The sequence below is a fragment of the Pseudomonas mosselii genome (assembly GCF_003205295.1).
Lineage (GTDB): Bacteria > Pseudomonadota > Gammaproteobacteria > Pseudomonadales > Pseudomonadaceae > Aquipseudomonas > Aquipseudomonas mosselii_B.
The window spans coordinates 15,250-29,585 of record NZ_QJRP01000016.1 but is presented as its reverse complement, the minus strand read 5'-3'; the positions used below and the strand labels follow the sequence as shown (position 1 = coordinate 29,585).

Sequence of the window (14,336 nt, the reverse complement as noted above, 5' to 3'; positions counted from 1 at the left end):
CTGACCCTTAGATGGCCATCAGGTCCTTTTCTTTGGCTTCGGTGGCCTTGGCGATCTGCGCCTCGATATCCTTGATCAGCTTGTCGATGTCGGCACTGGCACGACGCTCTTCGTCTTCGCTGATTTCCTTGTCCTTGGACAGCTTCTTCAGGTCACCCATGGCATCACGACGAATGTTGCGCACGGCAACACGCGCATCTTCAGCCGCGGCGCGAGCCTGCTTGGTGAAGCCCTTGCGGGTCTCTTCGGTCAGCGGAGGCATATTGACCAGCAGCAACTCGCCCAGGTTGGTCGGATTGAGATTCAAGCCAGCGCTGCCGATGGCCTTGTCGATGGCGCCCAGCATGTTGCGCTCGAAAGGCACGACTTGCAGGGTCTGGTTGTCCTTGACGGTCACGTTAGCGACACTGGTCAGCGGGGTGTCGGTGCCATAGTAAGGCACCATCACGCTGCCCAGGACGCTCGGATGCGCCTTGCCGGTGCGGATCTGGCCAAATGCGTGGATCAGCGACTCCAGCGACTTTTGCATGCGCGCCTGGGCGTCTTTCTTGATTTCGTTGATCATTTTTGAACTTCCTCGATCAGAGTTCCTTCCGCGCCGCCATGCACGATGTTCAGCAGGGCGCCGGGCTTGTTCATGTTGAAGACGCGCAGCGGCATCTTGTGATCGCGGCAAAGGCAGATTGCCGTCAGGTCCATTACGCCCAGCTTGCGATCCAGCACTTCATCGTAGGACAGATGATCGAACTTCTCGGCATGCGGGTCCTTGAATGGATCTGCAGTGTATACACCATCGACCTTGGTTGCCTTCAATACCACGTCGGCATCGATTTCGATGGCGCGCAGGCAAGCGGCGGAGTCGGTGGTGAAGAACGGGTTGCCGGTACCGGCAGCGAAGATCACGACTTCCTTGGAATTCAGGTGACGCATGGCCTTGCGCCGATCGTAATGATCGGTCACACCGACCATGGAGATGGCCGACATGACGATGGCGGTGATGTTCGCCCGCTCCAGCGCGTCGCGCATGGCCAGGCCGTTCATCACGGTGGCCAGCATGCCCATGTGGTCGCCGGTAACGCGGTCCATGCCGGCTGCACTGAGCGCCGCGCCACGGAACAGGTTGCCGCCACCGATCACCAGGCCGACCTGGACGCCAATGCCGACCAGCTGGCCGACTTCCAGCGCCATGCGATCCAGGACCTTGGGGTCGATCCCGAACTCTTCCGAGCCCATCAGGGCCTCGCCGCTAAGTTTGAGTAGAATGCGTTTATAGCGAGCCTGATGACCACTGCCCTGCTGAGCCATTGCGAATCTCTCCTGCGGCGTTTGTAAAAATCTGGCGGGCTGTTTCAGCCTGCGCGTAACTCTAGCGTGACGCACTTCATGCGTCAGCGAGCAACGGTCTCGTGAACCGCTGCCGCTTTGACAAAGAGGCTGCGCGCGTAAGCGGGCAGCCTCTTCGGGGCGACAGACGAATCCGTCTTACTGCTTGGCGGCAGCTACCTGGGCGGCAACTTCGGCAGCGAAGTCGTCGACCGGCTTCTCGATGCCTTCGCCGACCTTGAAGTAGGTGAAGGAAACGATTTCAGCACCGGCTTTCTTGGCCAGCGCGCCAACTTTGACTTCCGGATCCATGACGAAGGCTTGCTCTTTCAGCGAGGCTTCGGCCTTGAACTTGGAGATACGACCGTTGATCATGTTTTCAACGATGTTTTCCGGCTTGCCGGCGATCTTGTCGGCATTCAGTTGCAGGAAGACGTTCTTCTCGCGCTCGATGGCCTCGGCGGAGATTTCCGACGCATCCAGGAACTCTGGGTTCGAGGCTGCAACGTGCATGGCAATGTTCTTGGCCAGATCGACGTCGCCGCCTTTCAGGACAACAACGGCACCGATCTTGTTGCCGTGCAGGTAGGCACCGACAACGTCGCCTTCAACGCGCACCAGGCGACGGATGTTGACGTTCTCGCCGCACTTGGCAACCAGGGCTTCACGAGCGGCTTCACGCGAGGCGATCAGCGGAGCTGCGTCGGTCAGCTTCTGGGCGAAGGCTTCTTCGATGCTTTCGGCAACGAAGTTCTTGAAGTCGTCTTGCAGGGCCAGGAAGTCGGTCTGCGAGTTCACTTCCAGCAGAACGGCGGATTTACCGTCGGTCTTGACGGCGATAGCGCCCTCAGCAGCGACGTTGCCAGCCTTCTTGGCGGCCTTGATGGCGCCCGAGGCACGCATGTCGTCAATGGCTTTCTCGATGTCGCCGCCGGCCTTTTCCAGGGCCTTTTTGCAATCCATCATGCCTTCGCCGGTACGCTCGCGCAGTTCTTTGACCAGCGCCGCAGTAATTGCTGCCATTTCAAAATCCTCTTGGAAAGTTTTTCAACCATTCCACCCGCTCGTCACGGGCGTTAAATTCTGCAAATCGCTGCCTTTATATCAGCTCGCCCATGATGCGGGGCCGTTGCTGACAGCAGGATTTCAAGGTGGCAAAAAGGGGGCCAAGCCCCCTTTTTGCGTGCCAAGTAGACGCCAGGCGTCAATTACTCAGCAGCAGGTGCAGCCGCTTCTTCAGCGTAGACTTCAGTGCCGCCGGCAACGTTGTTGCGGCCGCGGATGACGGCGTCAGCCATCGAAGTCATGTACAGCTCGATGGCGCGGATGGCGTCATCGTTACCTGGGATGATGTAGTCAACACCTTCCGGGCTGCTGTTGGTATCGACAACGCCGATGACCGGGATGCCCAGCTTGTTGGCTTCGGTGATGGCAATGCGCTCGTGGTCGACGTCGATCACGAACAGGGCATCAGGCAGGCCGCCCATGTCCTTGATACCACCCAGGCTGCGGTCCAGTTTTTCCAGATCGCGCGAACGCATCAGGGCTTCTTTCTTGGTCAGCTTGGCGAAAGTGCCGTCTTCGGCCTGGGTTTCCAGGTCGCGCAGACGCTTGATCGAGGCGCGGATGGTCTTGTAGTTGGTCAGCATGCCGCCCAACCAACGGTGATCAACGTATGGCGAACCGCAACGAGCAGCTTGCTCGGCGACGATCTTGCCGGCGGAACGCTTGGTGCCGACGAACATGATCTTGTTCTTGCCCTGGGCCAGGCGCTCTACGAAGGACAGAGCTTCGTTGAACATTGGCAGGGTTTTTTCCAGGTTGATGATGTGGATCTTGTTACGCGCGCCGAAAATGTACTTGCCCATTTTCGGGTTCCAGTAACGGGTCTGGTGGCCGAAGTGCACACCGGCCTTCAGCATATCGCGCATGTTGACTTGGGACATGATAGTTCCTTGATAAGTCGGGTTGGGCCTCCACGTATCCCAATGACCAACCCGTGTTTCCAGGGAAACCGGGCACCCAGGCCATCGTGTCGACACGTGTGTGGGTTTGAGCTGACGGAGGACATCCCCCGAAAGCGGCGCATTTTATACCACAGGCCGAGCCCGAACGGAACCCGGATCATGCTTCGTCCGTCAGCGGCTTTTGCAGCCCCCGCGCTTTGCGGCCAGAATGCCTTCAATAGACCAGCGGATCCACGGGAGACTCTCCCGACAGATCGCCGCCGCGCTCTGGTAGAATCCGGTCTTTCCCGTTTGTTCGCGCCACGCAGGGCGCCGTAGAGAGCCTGTTCATGACCGTCACCATCAAGACCGCAGAAGACATCGAGAAGATGCGCATCGCTGGCCGCCTGGCCGCCGAAGTGCTGGAAATGATCGAGGAGCACGTCAAGCCCGGCGTCACCACCGAAGAGCTCGACCGCCTGTGCCACGACTATATCGTCAACGTCCAGCAGGCGATCCCTGCGCCACTCAACTACAAGGGCTTCCCCAAGTCGATCTGCACCTCGATCAACCATGTGGTCTGCCACGGCATTCCCAATGACAAGGCGCTCAAGGACGGCGACACCATCAACATCGACGTGACCGTGATCAAGGACGGCTACCACGGCGACACCAGCCGCATGTTCCATGTCGGCACCGTCGCGCCGTGGGCCGAGCGCCTGTCCAAGGTCACCCAGGAGTGCCTGTACAAGGCCATCGAGCTGGTCAAGCCCGGCTGCCGCCTGGGCGACATCGGCGAAGTGATCCAGAAACACGCCGAGAAGAACGGTTTCTCGGTGGTGCGCGAGTTCTGCGGCCACGGCATCGGCAAGGTGTTCCACGAAGAGCCGCAAATCCTCCACTACGGCCGCGCCGGCACCGGCATGGAACTCAAGGAAGGCATGACCTTCACCATCGAGCCGATGATCAACCAGGGCAAGGCCGACACCAAGGTGCTGGGCGACGGCTGGACCGCCATCACCAAGGACCGCAAACTCTCGGCCCAGTGGGAGCACACCCTGGTGGTGACCGCCAGCGGCTACGAGATCTTCACCCTGCGCAAGGACGACACCATCCCGCGCACCTCGGCCTGATACTGACTAACAGGAACGCGACTCGATGCCCCAGGTGGATCCCGAGCTGTTCGACCGCGGCCAGTTCCAGGCGGAACTGGCCCTCAAGGCAAGCCCCATCGCCGCCTTCAAGAAGGCCATCCGCATGGCCGGCGAGGTGCTCGACAAGCGTTTCCGTGAAGGCCGCGAGATCCGCCGGCTGATCGAGGACCGCGCCTGGTTCGTCGACAACATCCTGCAACAGGCCTGGCACCAGTTCAGCTGGGGCGCGCCGGACGGCATCGCCCTGGTGGCGGTGGGCGGCTATGGCCGCGGCGAGCTGCACCCGTTCTCGGACATCGACCTGCTGATCCTGCTCGACGCCGCCGAGCACGAGCAGTACCGCGACGCCATCGAGCGCTTCCTCACGCTGCTGTGGGACATCGGCCTGGAAGTCGGCCAGAGCGTGCGCACCGTCGACGAATGCGCCGAGCAGGCCCGGGCCGACCTTACGGTCATCACCAACCTGATGGAAAGCCGCACCATCGCCGGCCCCGAGTCACTGCGCCGACGCATGCTCGACGCCACCAGCACCGCTCATATGTGGCCGAGCAAGGAGTTCTTCCTGGCCAAGCGCGCCGAGCTCAAGGCCCGCCACCACAAGTACAACGACACCGAGTACAACCTCGAGCCCAACGTCAAGGGCGGGCCGGGCGGCCTGCGCGACATCCAGACAGTGCTCTGGGTGGCCCGGCGCCAGTACGGCACCCTCAATCTGCACGCCCTGGCCGGCGAAGATTTTCTGCTGGAAAGCGAGAACGAACTGCTGGCCTCCTCCCAGGCCTTCCTCTGGCGCGTGCGCTACGCCTTGCACATGCTCGCCGGACGCGCCGAGGATCGCCTGCTGTTCGACCACCAGCGCAGCATCGCCGCGCTGCTGGGCTACACCGACGACAACCCCAAGCGCGCCATCGAACAGTTCATGCAGCAGTACTACCGGGTGGTGATGAGCATCAGCCAGCTGTGCGACCTGATCATCCAGCACTTCGAGGAAGTGATCCTCGCCGATGACGACAGCGGCGCCACCCAGCCGCTGAACGCGCGCTTCCGCCTGCACGACGGCTATATAGAAGCGGTCAACCCGAACGTCTTCCGGCGCACCCCGTTCGCCATGCTGGAGATCTTCGTGCTGATGGCCCAGCACCCCGAGATCAAGGGTGTGCGCGCCGACACCGTGCGCCTGCTGCGCGAGCATCGCCACCTGATCGACGACAGGTTCCGCAACGATATCCGCAACACCAGCCTGTTCATCGAGCTGTTCAAGTGCGAGATCGGCATCCACCGCAACCTGCGGCGGATGAACCGCTACGGCATCCTCGGCCGCTACCTGCCGGAGTTCGGCCTGATCGTCGGGCAGATGCAGCACGACCTGTTCCACATCTACACGGTCGACGCGCACACCCTCAACCTGATCAAGCACCTGCGCAAGCTGCAGTACACCCCGGTTTCCGAGAAATTCCCGCTGGCCAGCAAGCTCATGGGCCGCCTGCCCAAGCCCGAGCTGATCTACCTTGCCGGCCTCTACCACGACATCGGCAAGGGTCGCCAGGGCGACCACTCCGAGCTGGGCGCAGTGGACGCACAGGCCTTCTGCGCGCGCCATCAGTTGCCGGCCTGGGACAGCCGGCTGATCGTCTGGCTGGTGCAGAACCACCTGGTAATGTCCACCACTGCCCAACGCAAGGACCTTTCCGACCCGCAGGTGATCAACGACTTCGCCCTGCACGTGGGTGATGAAACGCGCCTGGACTACCTCTACGTGCTGACCGTGGCCGACATCAACGCCACCAACCCCAGCTTGTGGAACTCCTGGCGGGCGAGCCTCTTGCGCCAGCTCTACACCGAGACCAAGCGCGCCCTGCGCCGGGGCCTGGAAAACCCGCTGGACCGCGAGGAGCAGATCCGCCAGACCCAGAGCGCCGCACTCGACATCCTGGTGCGCGAAGGCACCGACCCGGACGACGTCGAGCAACTCTGGTCGCAACTGGGTGACGACTACTTCCTCAAGCACAACGCTGCCGACGTGGCCTGGCACAGCGACGCGATCCTCCAGCAGCCGGCCGACGGCGGGCCGCTGGTGCTGATCAAGGAAACCACCCAGCGCGAGTTCGAGGGCGGCACGCAGATCTTCATCTACGCCCCCGACCAGCACGATTTCTTCGCCGTGACCGTGGCCGCCATGGCCCAGCTCAACCTGAACATCCACGACGCCCGGATCATCACCTCGAGCAGCCAGTTCACCCTCGACACCTATATCGTGCTCGACAACGACGGCGGCTCGATCGGCGACAACCCGCAGCGGGTCAGGCAGATCCGCGACGGCCTGACCGAAGCGCTGCGCACCCCCGAGGACTACCCGGCGATCATCCAGCGCCGGGTCCCGCGCCAGCTCAAGCACTTCGATTTCCCACCGCAGGTGACCATTCTCAACGATGCCCAGCGCCCGGTGACCATCCTCGAGATCACCGCCCCGGACCGGCCCGGCCTGCTGGCGCGGATCGGGCGGATCTTCCTGGAGTTCGACATCTCGCTGCAGAACGCCAAGATCGCCACCCTCGGAGAGCGCGTGGAGGACGTGTTCTTCATCACCGACGCCGACAACCAGCCGCTGTCCGACCCGCAGCTGTGCAGCCGCCTGCAGGAGGCCATCGTCCAGCAGTTGCAGGCCGGCCAGGCCAGCGATGCCAGCCCCACCCGCATGACCTTTTGACGATAACGAGACCTTGCGCCAATGAACCCAGCACTGACCCAGCTCCAGCCCTACCCGTTCGAGAAACTGCGTGCCCTGCTGGGGAGCGTGAAGCCGGCGGCGGACAAACGTCCGATCGCCCTGTCGATCGGCGAGCCGAAGCACGAATCGCCGGCCTTCGTCGCCAAGGCAATGGCTGACAACCTCGACAAGCTGGCGGTCTACCCCAGCACCCTGGGCCTGCCGGCCCTGCGCCAGGCCATCGGCCAGTGGTGCGAGCGGCGCTTTGGCGTACCGGCCGACTGGCTGGACGCCGACCGCCATATCCTGCCGGTCAACGGTACCCGCGAGGCGCTGTTCGCCTTCACCCAGGCCGTGGTCGATCGCGCTGCGGACGGCCTGGTGGTCAGCCCCAACCCGTTCTACCAGATCTACGAAGGCGCGGCCCTGCTGGCCGGCGCCACCCCGCACTACCTGCCCTGCCTGGAAAACAACGGTTTCAACCCCGACTTCGACGCCGTGCCGGCCGAGGTATGGAAGCGTTGCCAGATCCTGTTCCTGTGCTCCCCGGGCAACCCCACCGGCGCCCTGGTGCCAATGGACACCCTGAAAAAGCTGATCGCCCTGGCCGACGAGCACGACTTCGTGATCGCCGCCGACGAGTGCTATAGCGAGCTGTACTTCGACGAGGACGCGCCACCACCGGGCCTGCTCAGCGCCTGCGCGCAGCTGGGCCGAAATGACTTCAAGCGCTGCGTGGTGTTCCACAGCCTGTCCAAGCGCTCCAACCTGCCGGGACTGCGCTCGGGCTTCGTCGCCGGCGATGCCGAGATCATCAAACCGTTCCTGTTGTACCGCACCTACCATGGTTGCGCCATGCCGGTGCAGACCCAGCTGGCCAGCATCGCCGCCTGGCAGGACGAGGCCCATGTGCGCGACAACCGCGACCAGTACCGTGCCAAGTACGATGCCGTGCTCGACATCCTGCAGCCGGTGCTCGACGTGCAACGCCCGGACGGCAGCTTCTACCTGTGGGCCAAGGTGCCGGGCAGCGACGCCGACTTCACCCGCGACCTGTTCGAGGCCGAGCATGTGACCGTGGTGCCGGGTTCGTACCTGTCCCGCGAGGTGGACGGGGTCAATCCGGGTGCCGGGCGCGTGCGCATGGCGCTGGTCGCGCCGCTGGCCGAGTGCATCGAGGCGGCCGAGCGGATTCGCGCGTTCCTGGGCCGCTGATGGCAGGCGCCCCTCCTCACAGGGGGGGCGCAATCTCAATCGAGGCAAGCATTAAGTAACGTCGGTGCAGAACGCTGGCGACCGATAGTTGGCACCTCTCAACCCCTGAAGGTGCACAACGATGTCCGATGTACTCGTGGCAAACGCGATCTTCCGCCTACGCCAGAAGCTGCAACTGCCCCAAGCGATGAAGCCGCGCAAGAAACGCTCGGTGGCCGATCATTCCATGTTCTGGCGCCCAGGCCAGACGCTCAGGATCTCGTTCATCGGCACGCCATGCCCATGGCTCAAGAAATCGATTTTCGACACCGCATGCCAATGGCTGAAATACGCCAATCTGAAATTCGAACTCCTCGACAACGATGTCGAAGAAGCCGAGATCCGCATCCAGACCGATGTGCAGGAAGGCGTGAATTTCAGTTTCCTGGGAACCTGGGCCCAGGAGGTGGATGGCCCAACCATGGCCTTGGGAAGCAAACTGTCCGACCCGCTGTTCGAGTCGTTCGTATTGCATGAGTTCGGGCACGCACTGGGCATGGAGCACGAGCACCAACACCCACGAGCCAACATCCCTTGGGATCTGGACGCGGTGCGTCAGTTGCTGGCGGCGGTCCTGGCCGACGAGGCCAACAGCCCGGATGAGCTCGCCGACCTGATCGAAGAGGACCTCGCCATTCAATTCCTGCCACTGCCCGACAACGGCGACCTGCTCATCCTGCCCTATGACAAGCGGTCGATCATGCATTACCGCATCAGGCAGAAACACACGCGCCACGATTTCAAGCGCAGCCATAACCTGAAAATCAGCAAGAAGGACAAGCGCTTCATGCGCCTGGCCTATCCGGCTTCGTGCAAATAGCTAGCGGACCTGCCCGAGGTTGGCCTCGCTCAGGTCCAGTTCGCCCAGCACCTGGCGGACCACTTCATCCCCCACCAGGTGCTGGCGATGCAGCTCGTACAACTCCAGCCGCTGTGCACGCAGGGCGCGCAGGCGCAGGCGACGCTCGAGCTGATCCATCTGCTCGGCCAGCGCCCTGGCTTCGGCGCTGTCGTTGTAGCTGTCCAGTTCATCGCGGTACTCGGCCATCAGCCGCGCCTTGAGCTCAGTGGCCAGGGTCGCCTGGGCGGCATCCTGCGGCGCCTTGGTATCGATCACCTCTTCGGCCTCGAGCGCATGAATTGCCGCCTCGGCGGTACGCCGCCAGGCCTCCTGCACCTCCTGGTGCAAACGCTCGTCCGGACTCTTGGTCACGCCGCGCAGCAGGATCGGCAGGGCGATACAGGCACTGACCAGCGACAGCAGGATCACCCCGGCGGCAATGAAGATGAGCAGGTCGCGCTCGGGAAACGCCTTGCCCGCGCCGATCAGCAGCGGCACCGACATCACGCCCGCCAGAGTCACCGCGCCGCGTACGCCGCCCAGGGTCAGCAACCAGCAGGAGCGCGCGGTCGGCATCAGCACCAGCGCGGGCTTGCCGCGCCAGCGTCTAACCACGCCAATAGCCCGCCAGATGCTCTGCACCCAGATGAACCGCAACAACACCAGCGCGGCGAAGATCGCCACCACGTCCAGGCAGCGCCAGGCCAGGGTCGGCCACGCGGCGGCCTCGTCGCTCACCACCGCCTTGATGATGTCCGGCAGTTGCAGGCCCAGCAGCAGGAAGATCAGGCCATTGAAGGCGAACTCCAGCAGCGACCAGACACTGCGGTTGAGCAGCCGGGTGCTGGTTTGCCGGGGCAGCAGGTCCAGCCAGCTCTGCATCATCCCGGCGGCCACCGCCGAGAGAATGCCGGATACGCCGAGCCGTTCAGCCAGAACGTAGGCGGCAAAGGGCAGCAGCAGCATGAACACCACGTGGGTGGCCGGGTCGTCCCAGCCACGGGTGATCATCCACATGCGCAGGCGCCCGACCAGCCAGCTCAGCGCCACTCCCACCGCCAGCCCGCCAAGGGCGACCAGGACGAAGGTCAGGCTGGCCTCGGTCAACGAGAACACCCCGGTGATCGCCGCCACCAGGGCGAACTTGAAGGTCACCAGGCCCGAGGCGTCGTTCATCAGTGCCTCGCCCTGGAGCATATGCATCAGCGGTGTCGGCAGACGGTCCTGGGCAATGGCCGACACGGCCACGGCGTCGGTGGGCGACAGGACCGCCGCCAGGGCGAAGGCTACCGGCAACGGAATGCTCGGCAACAGCCAGTGGATGAAGTAACCGGCACCGACCACGGTGAACAGCACCAGCCCCACCGCCAGCGCCACCACCGGTCCACGGATGCGCCACAGTTCGCGCTTGGGCATGCGCCAGCCGTCGGCGAACAGCAGCGGCGGCAGGAACAGGAACAGGAACAGCTCAGGGTCCAGCGCCACGTGCAGCCCCAGGGTCGGCCAGGCCAGCAAGGCGCCGGCGCCGATCTGCACCAGCGGCAGGGGCAGCGGCAGCACCCGCCCGACCAGTTTCGACACGCTCACCAGCATCAGCAGGATTAGAACGGTATAGGCTGACTGCATCGGCAAGCTTCCTGTTTGATCGGAGAAACCACAGCGAGGCGAAACATCGCCATTGAAACAATATGTTAGCGAGGATGCGCTATTGTGGACCGCTGCACGATAGTCGCAGCCTGGCCAGGAATATGTAACACAATGCTACGCGAGAAGCGGTGAAACACATCGGCGTGGCCTTCCAGCCCGCAGCCGTGGCGCCAGCCCCATCGATGCCGCATAATCGGCCCACCCAATCTTCAAGGAGCATCGGGGACGCCCGGCCCGACCAGGCTGCCCCAGGCATTCAATGGCTTACACTCTCTACGGCATCAAAGCCTGCGACACCATGAAAAAGGCCCGCACCTGGCTTGAAGACAAGGCCATCGGCTTCGACTTCCACGACTACAAGACCCAGGGCATCGACCGCGACAGCCTGAACCGCTGGTGCGACGAGCACGGCTGGGAAGTCGTACTGAACCGCGCCGGGACCACCTTCCGCAAGCTCGACGACGCCAGCAAGGCCAACCTCGACCAGGCCAAGGCCGTCGAACTGATGCTCGCCCAACCGTCGATGATCAAGCGTCCGGTGCTCGACCTCGGCGAGCGCACGCTGGTCGGCTTCAAGCCCGACCTGTACGCCGCGGCGCTGGCCTGATTCCGCATTACGCTCCATCCCCTTTTCGTACGAGGTAATCGCATGTCTCAATCGCTGTTCAGCCTGGCCTTCGGTGTCGGCACCCAGAACCGCCAGGGCGCCTGGCTGGAAGTCTTCTACGCACAGCCAGTGCTCAAGCCGTCCGCCGAACTGGTCGCGGCCATCGCGCCGGTGCTGGGCTATGAAGGGGGCAACCAGGCCATCGCCTTCACCACCGCCCAGGCCGCCCAGCTGGCCGACGCGCTCAAGGGCATCGATGCCGCCCAGGCCGCGCTGCTGACCCGCCTGGCCGAGAGCCACAAGCCGCTGGTCGCCACCCTGCTGGCAGAAGACGGCGCACTGACCTCCACCCCCGAGGCCTACCTCAAGCTGCACCTGCTGTCGCATCGCCTGGTCAAGCCGCACGGCGTATCGCTGGCCGGCATCTTCCCGCTGCTGCCGAACGTCGCCTGGACCAACCAGGGCGCGGTCGACCTGGCCGAGCTGGCCGAGCTGCAACTGGAAGCGCGCCTCAAAGGCGAACTGCTGGAAGTGTTCTCGGTGGACAAGTTCCCGAAGATGACCGACTACGTCGTGCCGGCAGGCGTGCGTATCGCCGACACCGCCCGCGTGCGCCTGGGCGCCTACATCGGCGAAGGCACCACCATCATGCACGAGGGCTTCGTCAACTTTAACGCCGGCACCGAAGGCCCGGGCATGATCGAAGGCCGCGTCTCCGCCGGCGTGTTCGTCGGCAAGGGTTCCGACCTTGGCGGCGGCTGCTCGACCATGGGCACCCTGTCCGGTGGCGGCAACATCGTCATCAAGGTCGGCGAAGGCTGCCTGATCGGCGCCAACGCCGGCATCGGCATTCCGCTGGGCGACCGAAACACCGTCGAGGCCGGCCTGTACATCACCGCTGGCACCAAGGTGAACCTGCTGGACGAGAACAACCAGCTGGTCAAGGTGGTCAAGGCCCGCGACCTGGCCGGCCAGACCGACCTGCTGTTCCGCCGCAACTCGCTCAACGGCGCGGTGGAGTGCAAGACCCACAAGTCGGCCATCGAGCTGAACGAGGCGCTGCACGCGCACAACTGAGAACCTGCCTGGGTTTGAAGTGATAAGATCGGGTCTGCTCCCAGGTTTTGCCTGTGGGCAGACCCGATTTTTCTTTCCAGGCCCCGCTAACATGTTCCAGCCCTCCCCGTGGCGTGCCGATTTTCCCGCCATCGCCGCCCTGCAACGGCAGCACCAGACCTACCTGGACAGCGCCGCCACCTCCCAGAAGCCCCAGGTTCTGCTCGATGCCCTGAGCCATTACTATGGCCATGGCGCCGCCAATGTTCACCGCGCCCAGCACCTGCCCGGCGCCCTGGCCACCCAGGCCTTCGAGGGTACCCGCGACAAGGTCGCCGCCTGGCTCAATGCCGCCGACGCGCGGCAGATCGTTTTCACCCACGGCGCCACCTCGGCCCTGAACCTGCTGGCCTATGGCCTGGAGCACCGCTTCGAGGCCGGTGACGAAATCGCCGTCAGCGCCCTGGAACACCACGCCAACCTTTTGCCCTGGCAACAACTGGCGCACCGGCGCCAGCTGCGCCTGGTGATCCTGCCGGTGAACGACCTGGGGCATGTCGACCTGGAACAGGCCCTGCAACTGATCGGCCCGCGTACCCGCTTGCTGGCGATCAGCCAGTTGTCCAATGTACTGGGAACCTGGCAGCCGCTGGCGCCATTGCTAGCCCATGCCCGAGCCCAGGGCGCGCTGAGTGTGGTCGATGGCGCCCAGGGCGTGGTCCATGGTCGCCACGATGTGCAGCAACTGGACTGCGACTTCTATGTGTTTTCCAGCCACAAGCTCTACGGCCCGGATGGCGTGGGGGTGCTGTACGGCCGCCAGCAGGCGCTGGCACTGTTGCGCCACTGGCAGTACGGCGGCGAGATGGTGCAGTTGGCGGACTACCAGGAGGCCAGCTTCCGCCCGGCACCGCTGGGTTTCGAGGCCGGCACGCCGCCGATCGCCGGTGTCATCGGCCTAGGCGCTACCCTGGATTACCTGGCAAGCCTCGACGCCAATGCGGTGACCATCCATGAAGCCACCCTGCACCAACACCTGGTGCGCGGCCTGGCTGATCGCGAGGGCGTTCGCCTGCTTGGCTCACCGCAGGCGGCGCTCGCCAGTTTCGTCATTGATGGGGTGCACAACGCCGATATTGCCCATCTGCTGACCGAACAGGGCATCGCCGTGCGCGCCGGGCATCATTGCGCCATGCCGTTGCTCAGGCACCTGGGTCTGGACGGCGCTATCCGCGTGTCGCTGGGGCTCTATTCGGACAGCGACGACCTGCAACGTTTCTTCGAGGCGCTCGACCAGGGCCTGGAGCTGCTGCGATGAGCCTGTCGGCCGAGGCCAGCCAGGCGCTGGAGAGTTTCGAGCAGGCGCGCGGGTGGGAGCAGCGGGCGCGGTTGCTGATGCAGTGGGGGGATCGCCTTGAGCCTTTGACGGATGCGCAGAAGACCGAGGACAACCGCGTGCACGGTTGCGAAAGCCTGGTATGGCTGGTGGCGGTGCAAGATGACGGCCAGTGGCGGTTCAAGGCCGGCAGCGATGCGCGGATGCTGCGGGGCTTGCTGGCGCTTCTGCTGGTGCGGGTGCAAGGCTTGGCCAGCGATCAACTGATGGGGCTGGACCTGAGCGCCTGGTTTACCCGGTTGGGGCTGGAGCGGCAGCTGTCGCCGTCGCGCAGCAATGGGCTACATGCGGTGTTGCTGAAGATGGCGGAGCTGGTGTCTAACCGTTGAATCGGTGCTGCCCTCTTCGCGGGTAAACCCGCTCCCACAGGAAGTGTGCAAGACCTGTGGGAGCGGGTTTACCCGC

General features: G+C 63.8%; 13 protein-coding genes. 8 read left to right on the top strand and 5 right to left on the bottom strand.

Annotation, left to right across the window (positions count from 1 at the left end; genetic code table 11):
- Window positions 1-7: 7 nt before the first annotated feature.
- From frr to rpsB, 4 genes are all read right to left on the bottom strand, one after another.
- Complete coding sequence (gene frr, locus DMX06_RS16140; protein WP_110738398.1) at window positions 8-565, bottom strand: ribosome recycling factor; 558 nt, start codon at window positions 563-565, stop codon at window positions 8-10.
- Complete coding sequence (pyrH, locus tag DMX06_RS16135; RefSeq protein ID WP_028690676.1) at window positions 562-1,305, bottom strand: UMP kinase; 744 nt, start codon at window positions 1,303-1,305, stop codon at window positions 562-564. Before pyrH ends, frr begins: the two co-directional genes overlap by 4 nt.
- Window positions 1,306-1,482: 177 nt before the next feature.
- Window positions 1,483-2,346: a translation elongation factor Ts gene (gene tsf / locus DMX06_RS16130; RefSeq protein ID WP_050704410.1), complete on the bottom strand. Its 864-nt coding sequence runs from the start codon at window positions 2,344-2,346 to the stop codon at window positions 1,483-1,485.
- Between the two features lie 185 nt (window positions 2,347-2,531).
- Window positions 2,532-3,269, bottom strand: coding sequence for a 30S ribosomal protein S2 (gene rpsB / locus DMX06_RS16125; RefSeq protein WP_028690678.1), 738 nt, complete (start codon window positions 3,267-3,269; stop codon window positions 2,532-2,534).
- 350 nt (window positions 3,270-3,619) lie between these two features.
- Here rpsB and map point away from each other — a divergent pair, with 350 nt between their 5' ends.
- The 4 genes from map (at window position 3,620) to DMX06_RS16105 (ending at window position 9,204) form a co-directional block, all read left to right on the top strand.
- Window positions 3,620-4,402, top strand: a complete 783-nt coding sequence (gene map / locus DMX06_RS16120; RefSeq protein WP_050704409.1) for a type I methionyl aminopeptidase — start codon at window positions 3,620-3,622, stop codon at window positions 4,400-4,402.
- A 25-nt stretch (window positions 4,403-4,427) separates the two neighbouring features.
- On the top strand, window positions 4,428-7,130 hold the full coding sequence (locus tag DMX06_RS16115) for a [protein-PII] uridylyltransferase (RefSeq protein WP_110738397.1): 2,703 nt from the start codon (window positions 4,428-4,430) through the stop codon (window positions 7,128-7,130).
- A 21-nt stretch (window positions 7,131-7,151) separates the two neighbouring features.
- On the top strand, window positions 7,152-8,345 hold the full coding sequence (gene dapC / locus DMX06_RS16110) for a succinyldiaminopimelate transaminase (protein WP_110738396.1): 1,194 nt from the start codon (window positions 7,152-7,154) through the stop codon (window positions 8,343-8,345).
- A 121-nt stretch (window positions 8,346-8,466) separates the two neighbouring features.
- The gene (locus DMX06_RS16105) at window positions 8,467-9,204 is read left to right on the top strand and encodes a hypothetical protein (protein ID WP_110738395.1); all 738 of its coding nucleotides are present in this window, start codon (window positions 8,467-8,469) and stop codon (window positions 9,202-9,204) included.
- Here the strand turns inward: DMX06_RS16105 and DMX06_RS16100 are convergent, their stop codons facing one another.
- Complete coding sequence (locus DMX06_RS16100; protein ID WP_110738394.1) at window positions 9,205-10,851, bottom strand: Na+/H+ antiporter; 1,647 nt, start codon at window positions 10,849-10,851, stop codon at window positions 9,205-9,207.
- Window positions 10,852-11,131: 280 nt separating this feature from the next.
- On the opposite strand from DMX06_RS16100, the gene DMX06_RS16095 reads away from it, so the two are divergent.
- The 4 genes from DMX06_RS16095 (at window position 11,132) to DMX06_RS16080 (ending at window position 14,260) form a co-directional block, all read left to right on the top strand.
- The gene (locus DMX06_RS16095; RefSeq protein ID WP_110738393.1) at window positions 11,132-11,479 is read left to right on the top strand and encodes an ArsC family reductase; all 348 of its coding nucleotides are present in this window, start codon (window positions 11,132-11,134) and stop codon (window positions 11,477-11,479) included.
- A 42-nt stretch (window positions 11,480-11,521) separates the two neighbouring features.
- Window positions 11,522-12,556: a 2,3,4,5-tetrahydropyridine-2,6-dicarboxylate N-succinyltransferase gene (gene dapD / locus DMX06_RS16090; protein ID WP_110738392.1), complete on the top strand. Its 1,035-nt coding sequence runs from the start codon at window positions 11,522-11,524 to the stop codon at window positions 12,554-12,556.
- A gap of 91 nt (window positions 12,557-12,647) precedes the next feature.
- Window positions 12,648-13,853: a cysteine desulfurase gene (locus DMX06_RS16085; protein WP_110738391.1), complete on the top strand. Its 1,206-nt coding sequence runs from the start codon at window positions 12,648-12,650 to the stop codon at window positions 13,851-13,853.
- Window positions 13,850-14,260, top strand: a complete 411-nt coding sequence (locus DMX06_RS16080) for a SufE family protein (RefSeq protein ID WP_110738390.1) — start codon at window positions 13,850-13,852, stop codon at window positions 14,258-14,260. Before DMX06_RS16085 ends, DMX06_RS16080 begins: the two co-directional genes overlap by 4 nt.
- Window positions 14,261-14,336 lie beyond the last annotated feature (76 nt).

What these genes read in the sequence shown, in the direction of transcription:
- frr (WP_110738398.1), bottom strand. Translation starts at nt 565, where the DNA reads ATGATCAACGAAATCAAGAAAGACGCCCAGGCGCGCATGCAAAAGTCG.
- pyrH (WP_028690676.1), bottom strand. Translation starts at nt 1,305, where the DNA reads ATGGCTCAGCAGGGCAGTGGTCATCAGGCTCGCTATAAACGCATTCTA.
- tsf (WP_050704410.1), bottom strand. Translation starts at nt 2,346, where the DNA reads ATGGCAGCAATTACTGCGGCGCTGGTCAAAGAACTGCGCGAGCGTACC.
- rpsB (WP_028690678.1), bottom strand. Translation starts at nt 3,269, where the DNA reads ATGTCCCAAGTCAACATGCGCGATATGCTGAAGGCCGGTGTGCACTTC.
- map (WP_050704409.1), top strand. Translation starts at nt 3,620, where the DNA reads ATGACCGTCACCATCAAGACCGCAGAAGACATCGAGAAGATGCGCATC.
- DMX06_RS16115 (WP_110738397.1), top strand. Translation starts at nt 4,428, where the DNA reads ATGCCCCAGGTGGATCCCGAGCTGTTCGACCGCGGCCAGTTCCAGGCG.
- dapC (WP_110738396.1), top strand. Translation starts at nt 7,152, where the DNA reads ATGAACCCAGCACTGACCCAGCTCCAGCCCTACCCGTTCGAGAAACTG.
- DMX06_RS16105 (WP_110738395.1), top strand. Translation starts at nt 8,467, where the DNA reads ATGTCCGATGTACTCGTGGCAAACGCGATCTTCCGCCTACGCCAGAAG.
- DMX06_RS16100 (WP_110738394.1), bottom strand. Translation starts at nt 10,851, where the DNA reads ATGCAGTCAGCCTATACCGTTCTAATCCTGCTGATGCTGGTGAGCGTG.
- DMX06_RS16095 (WP_110738393.1), top strand. Translation starts at nt 11,132, where the DNA reads ATGGCTTACACTCTCTACGGCATCAAAGCCTGCGACACCATGAAAAAG.
- dapD (WP_110738392.1), top strand. Translation starts at nt 11,522, where the DNA reads ATGTCTCAATCGCTGTTCAGCCTGGCCTTCGGTGTCGGCACCCAGAAC.
- DMX06_RS16085 (WP_110738391.1), top strand. Translation starts at nt 12,648, where the DNA reads ATGTTCCAGCCCTCCCCGTGGCGTGCCGATTTTCCCGCCATCGCCGCC.
- DMX06_RS16080 (WP_110738390.1), top strand. Translation starts at nt 13,850, where the DNA reads ATGAGCCTGTCGGCCGAGGCCAGCCAGGCGCTGGAGAGTTTCGAGCAG.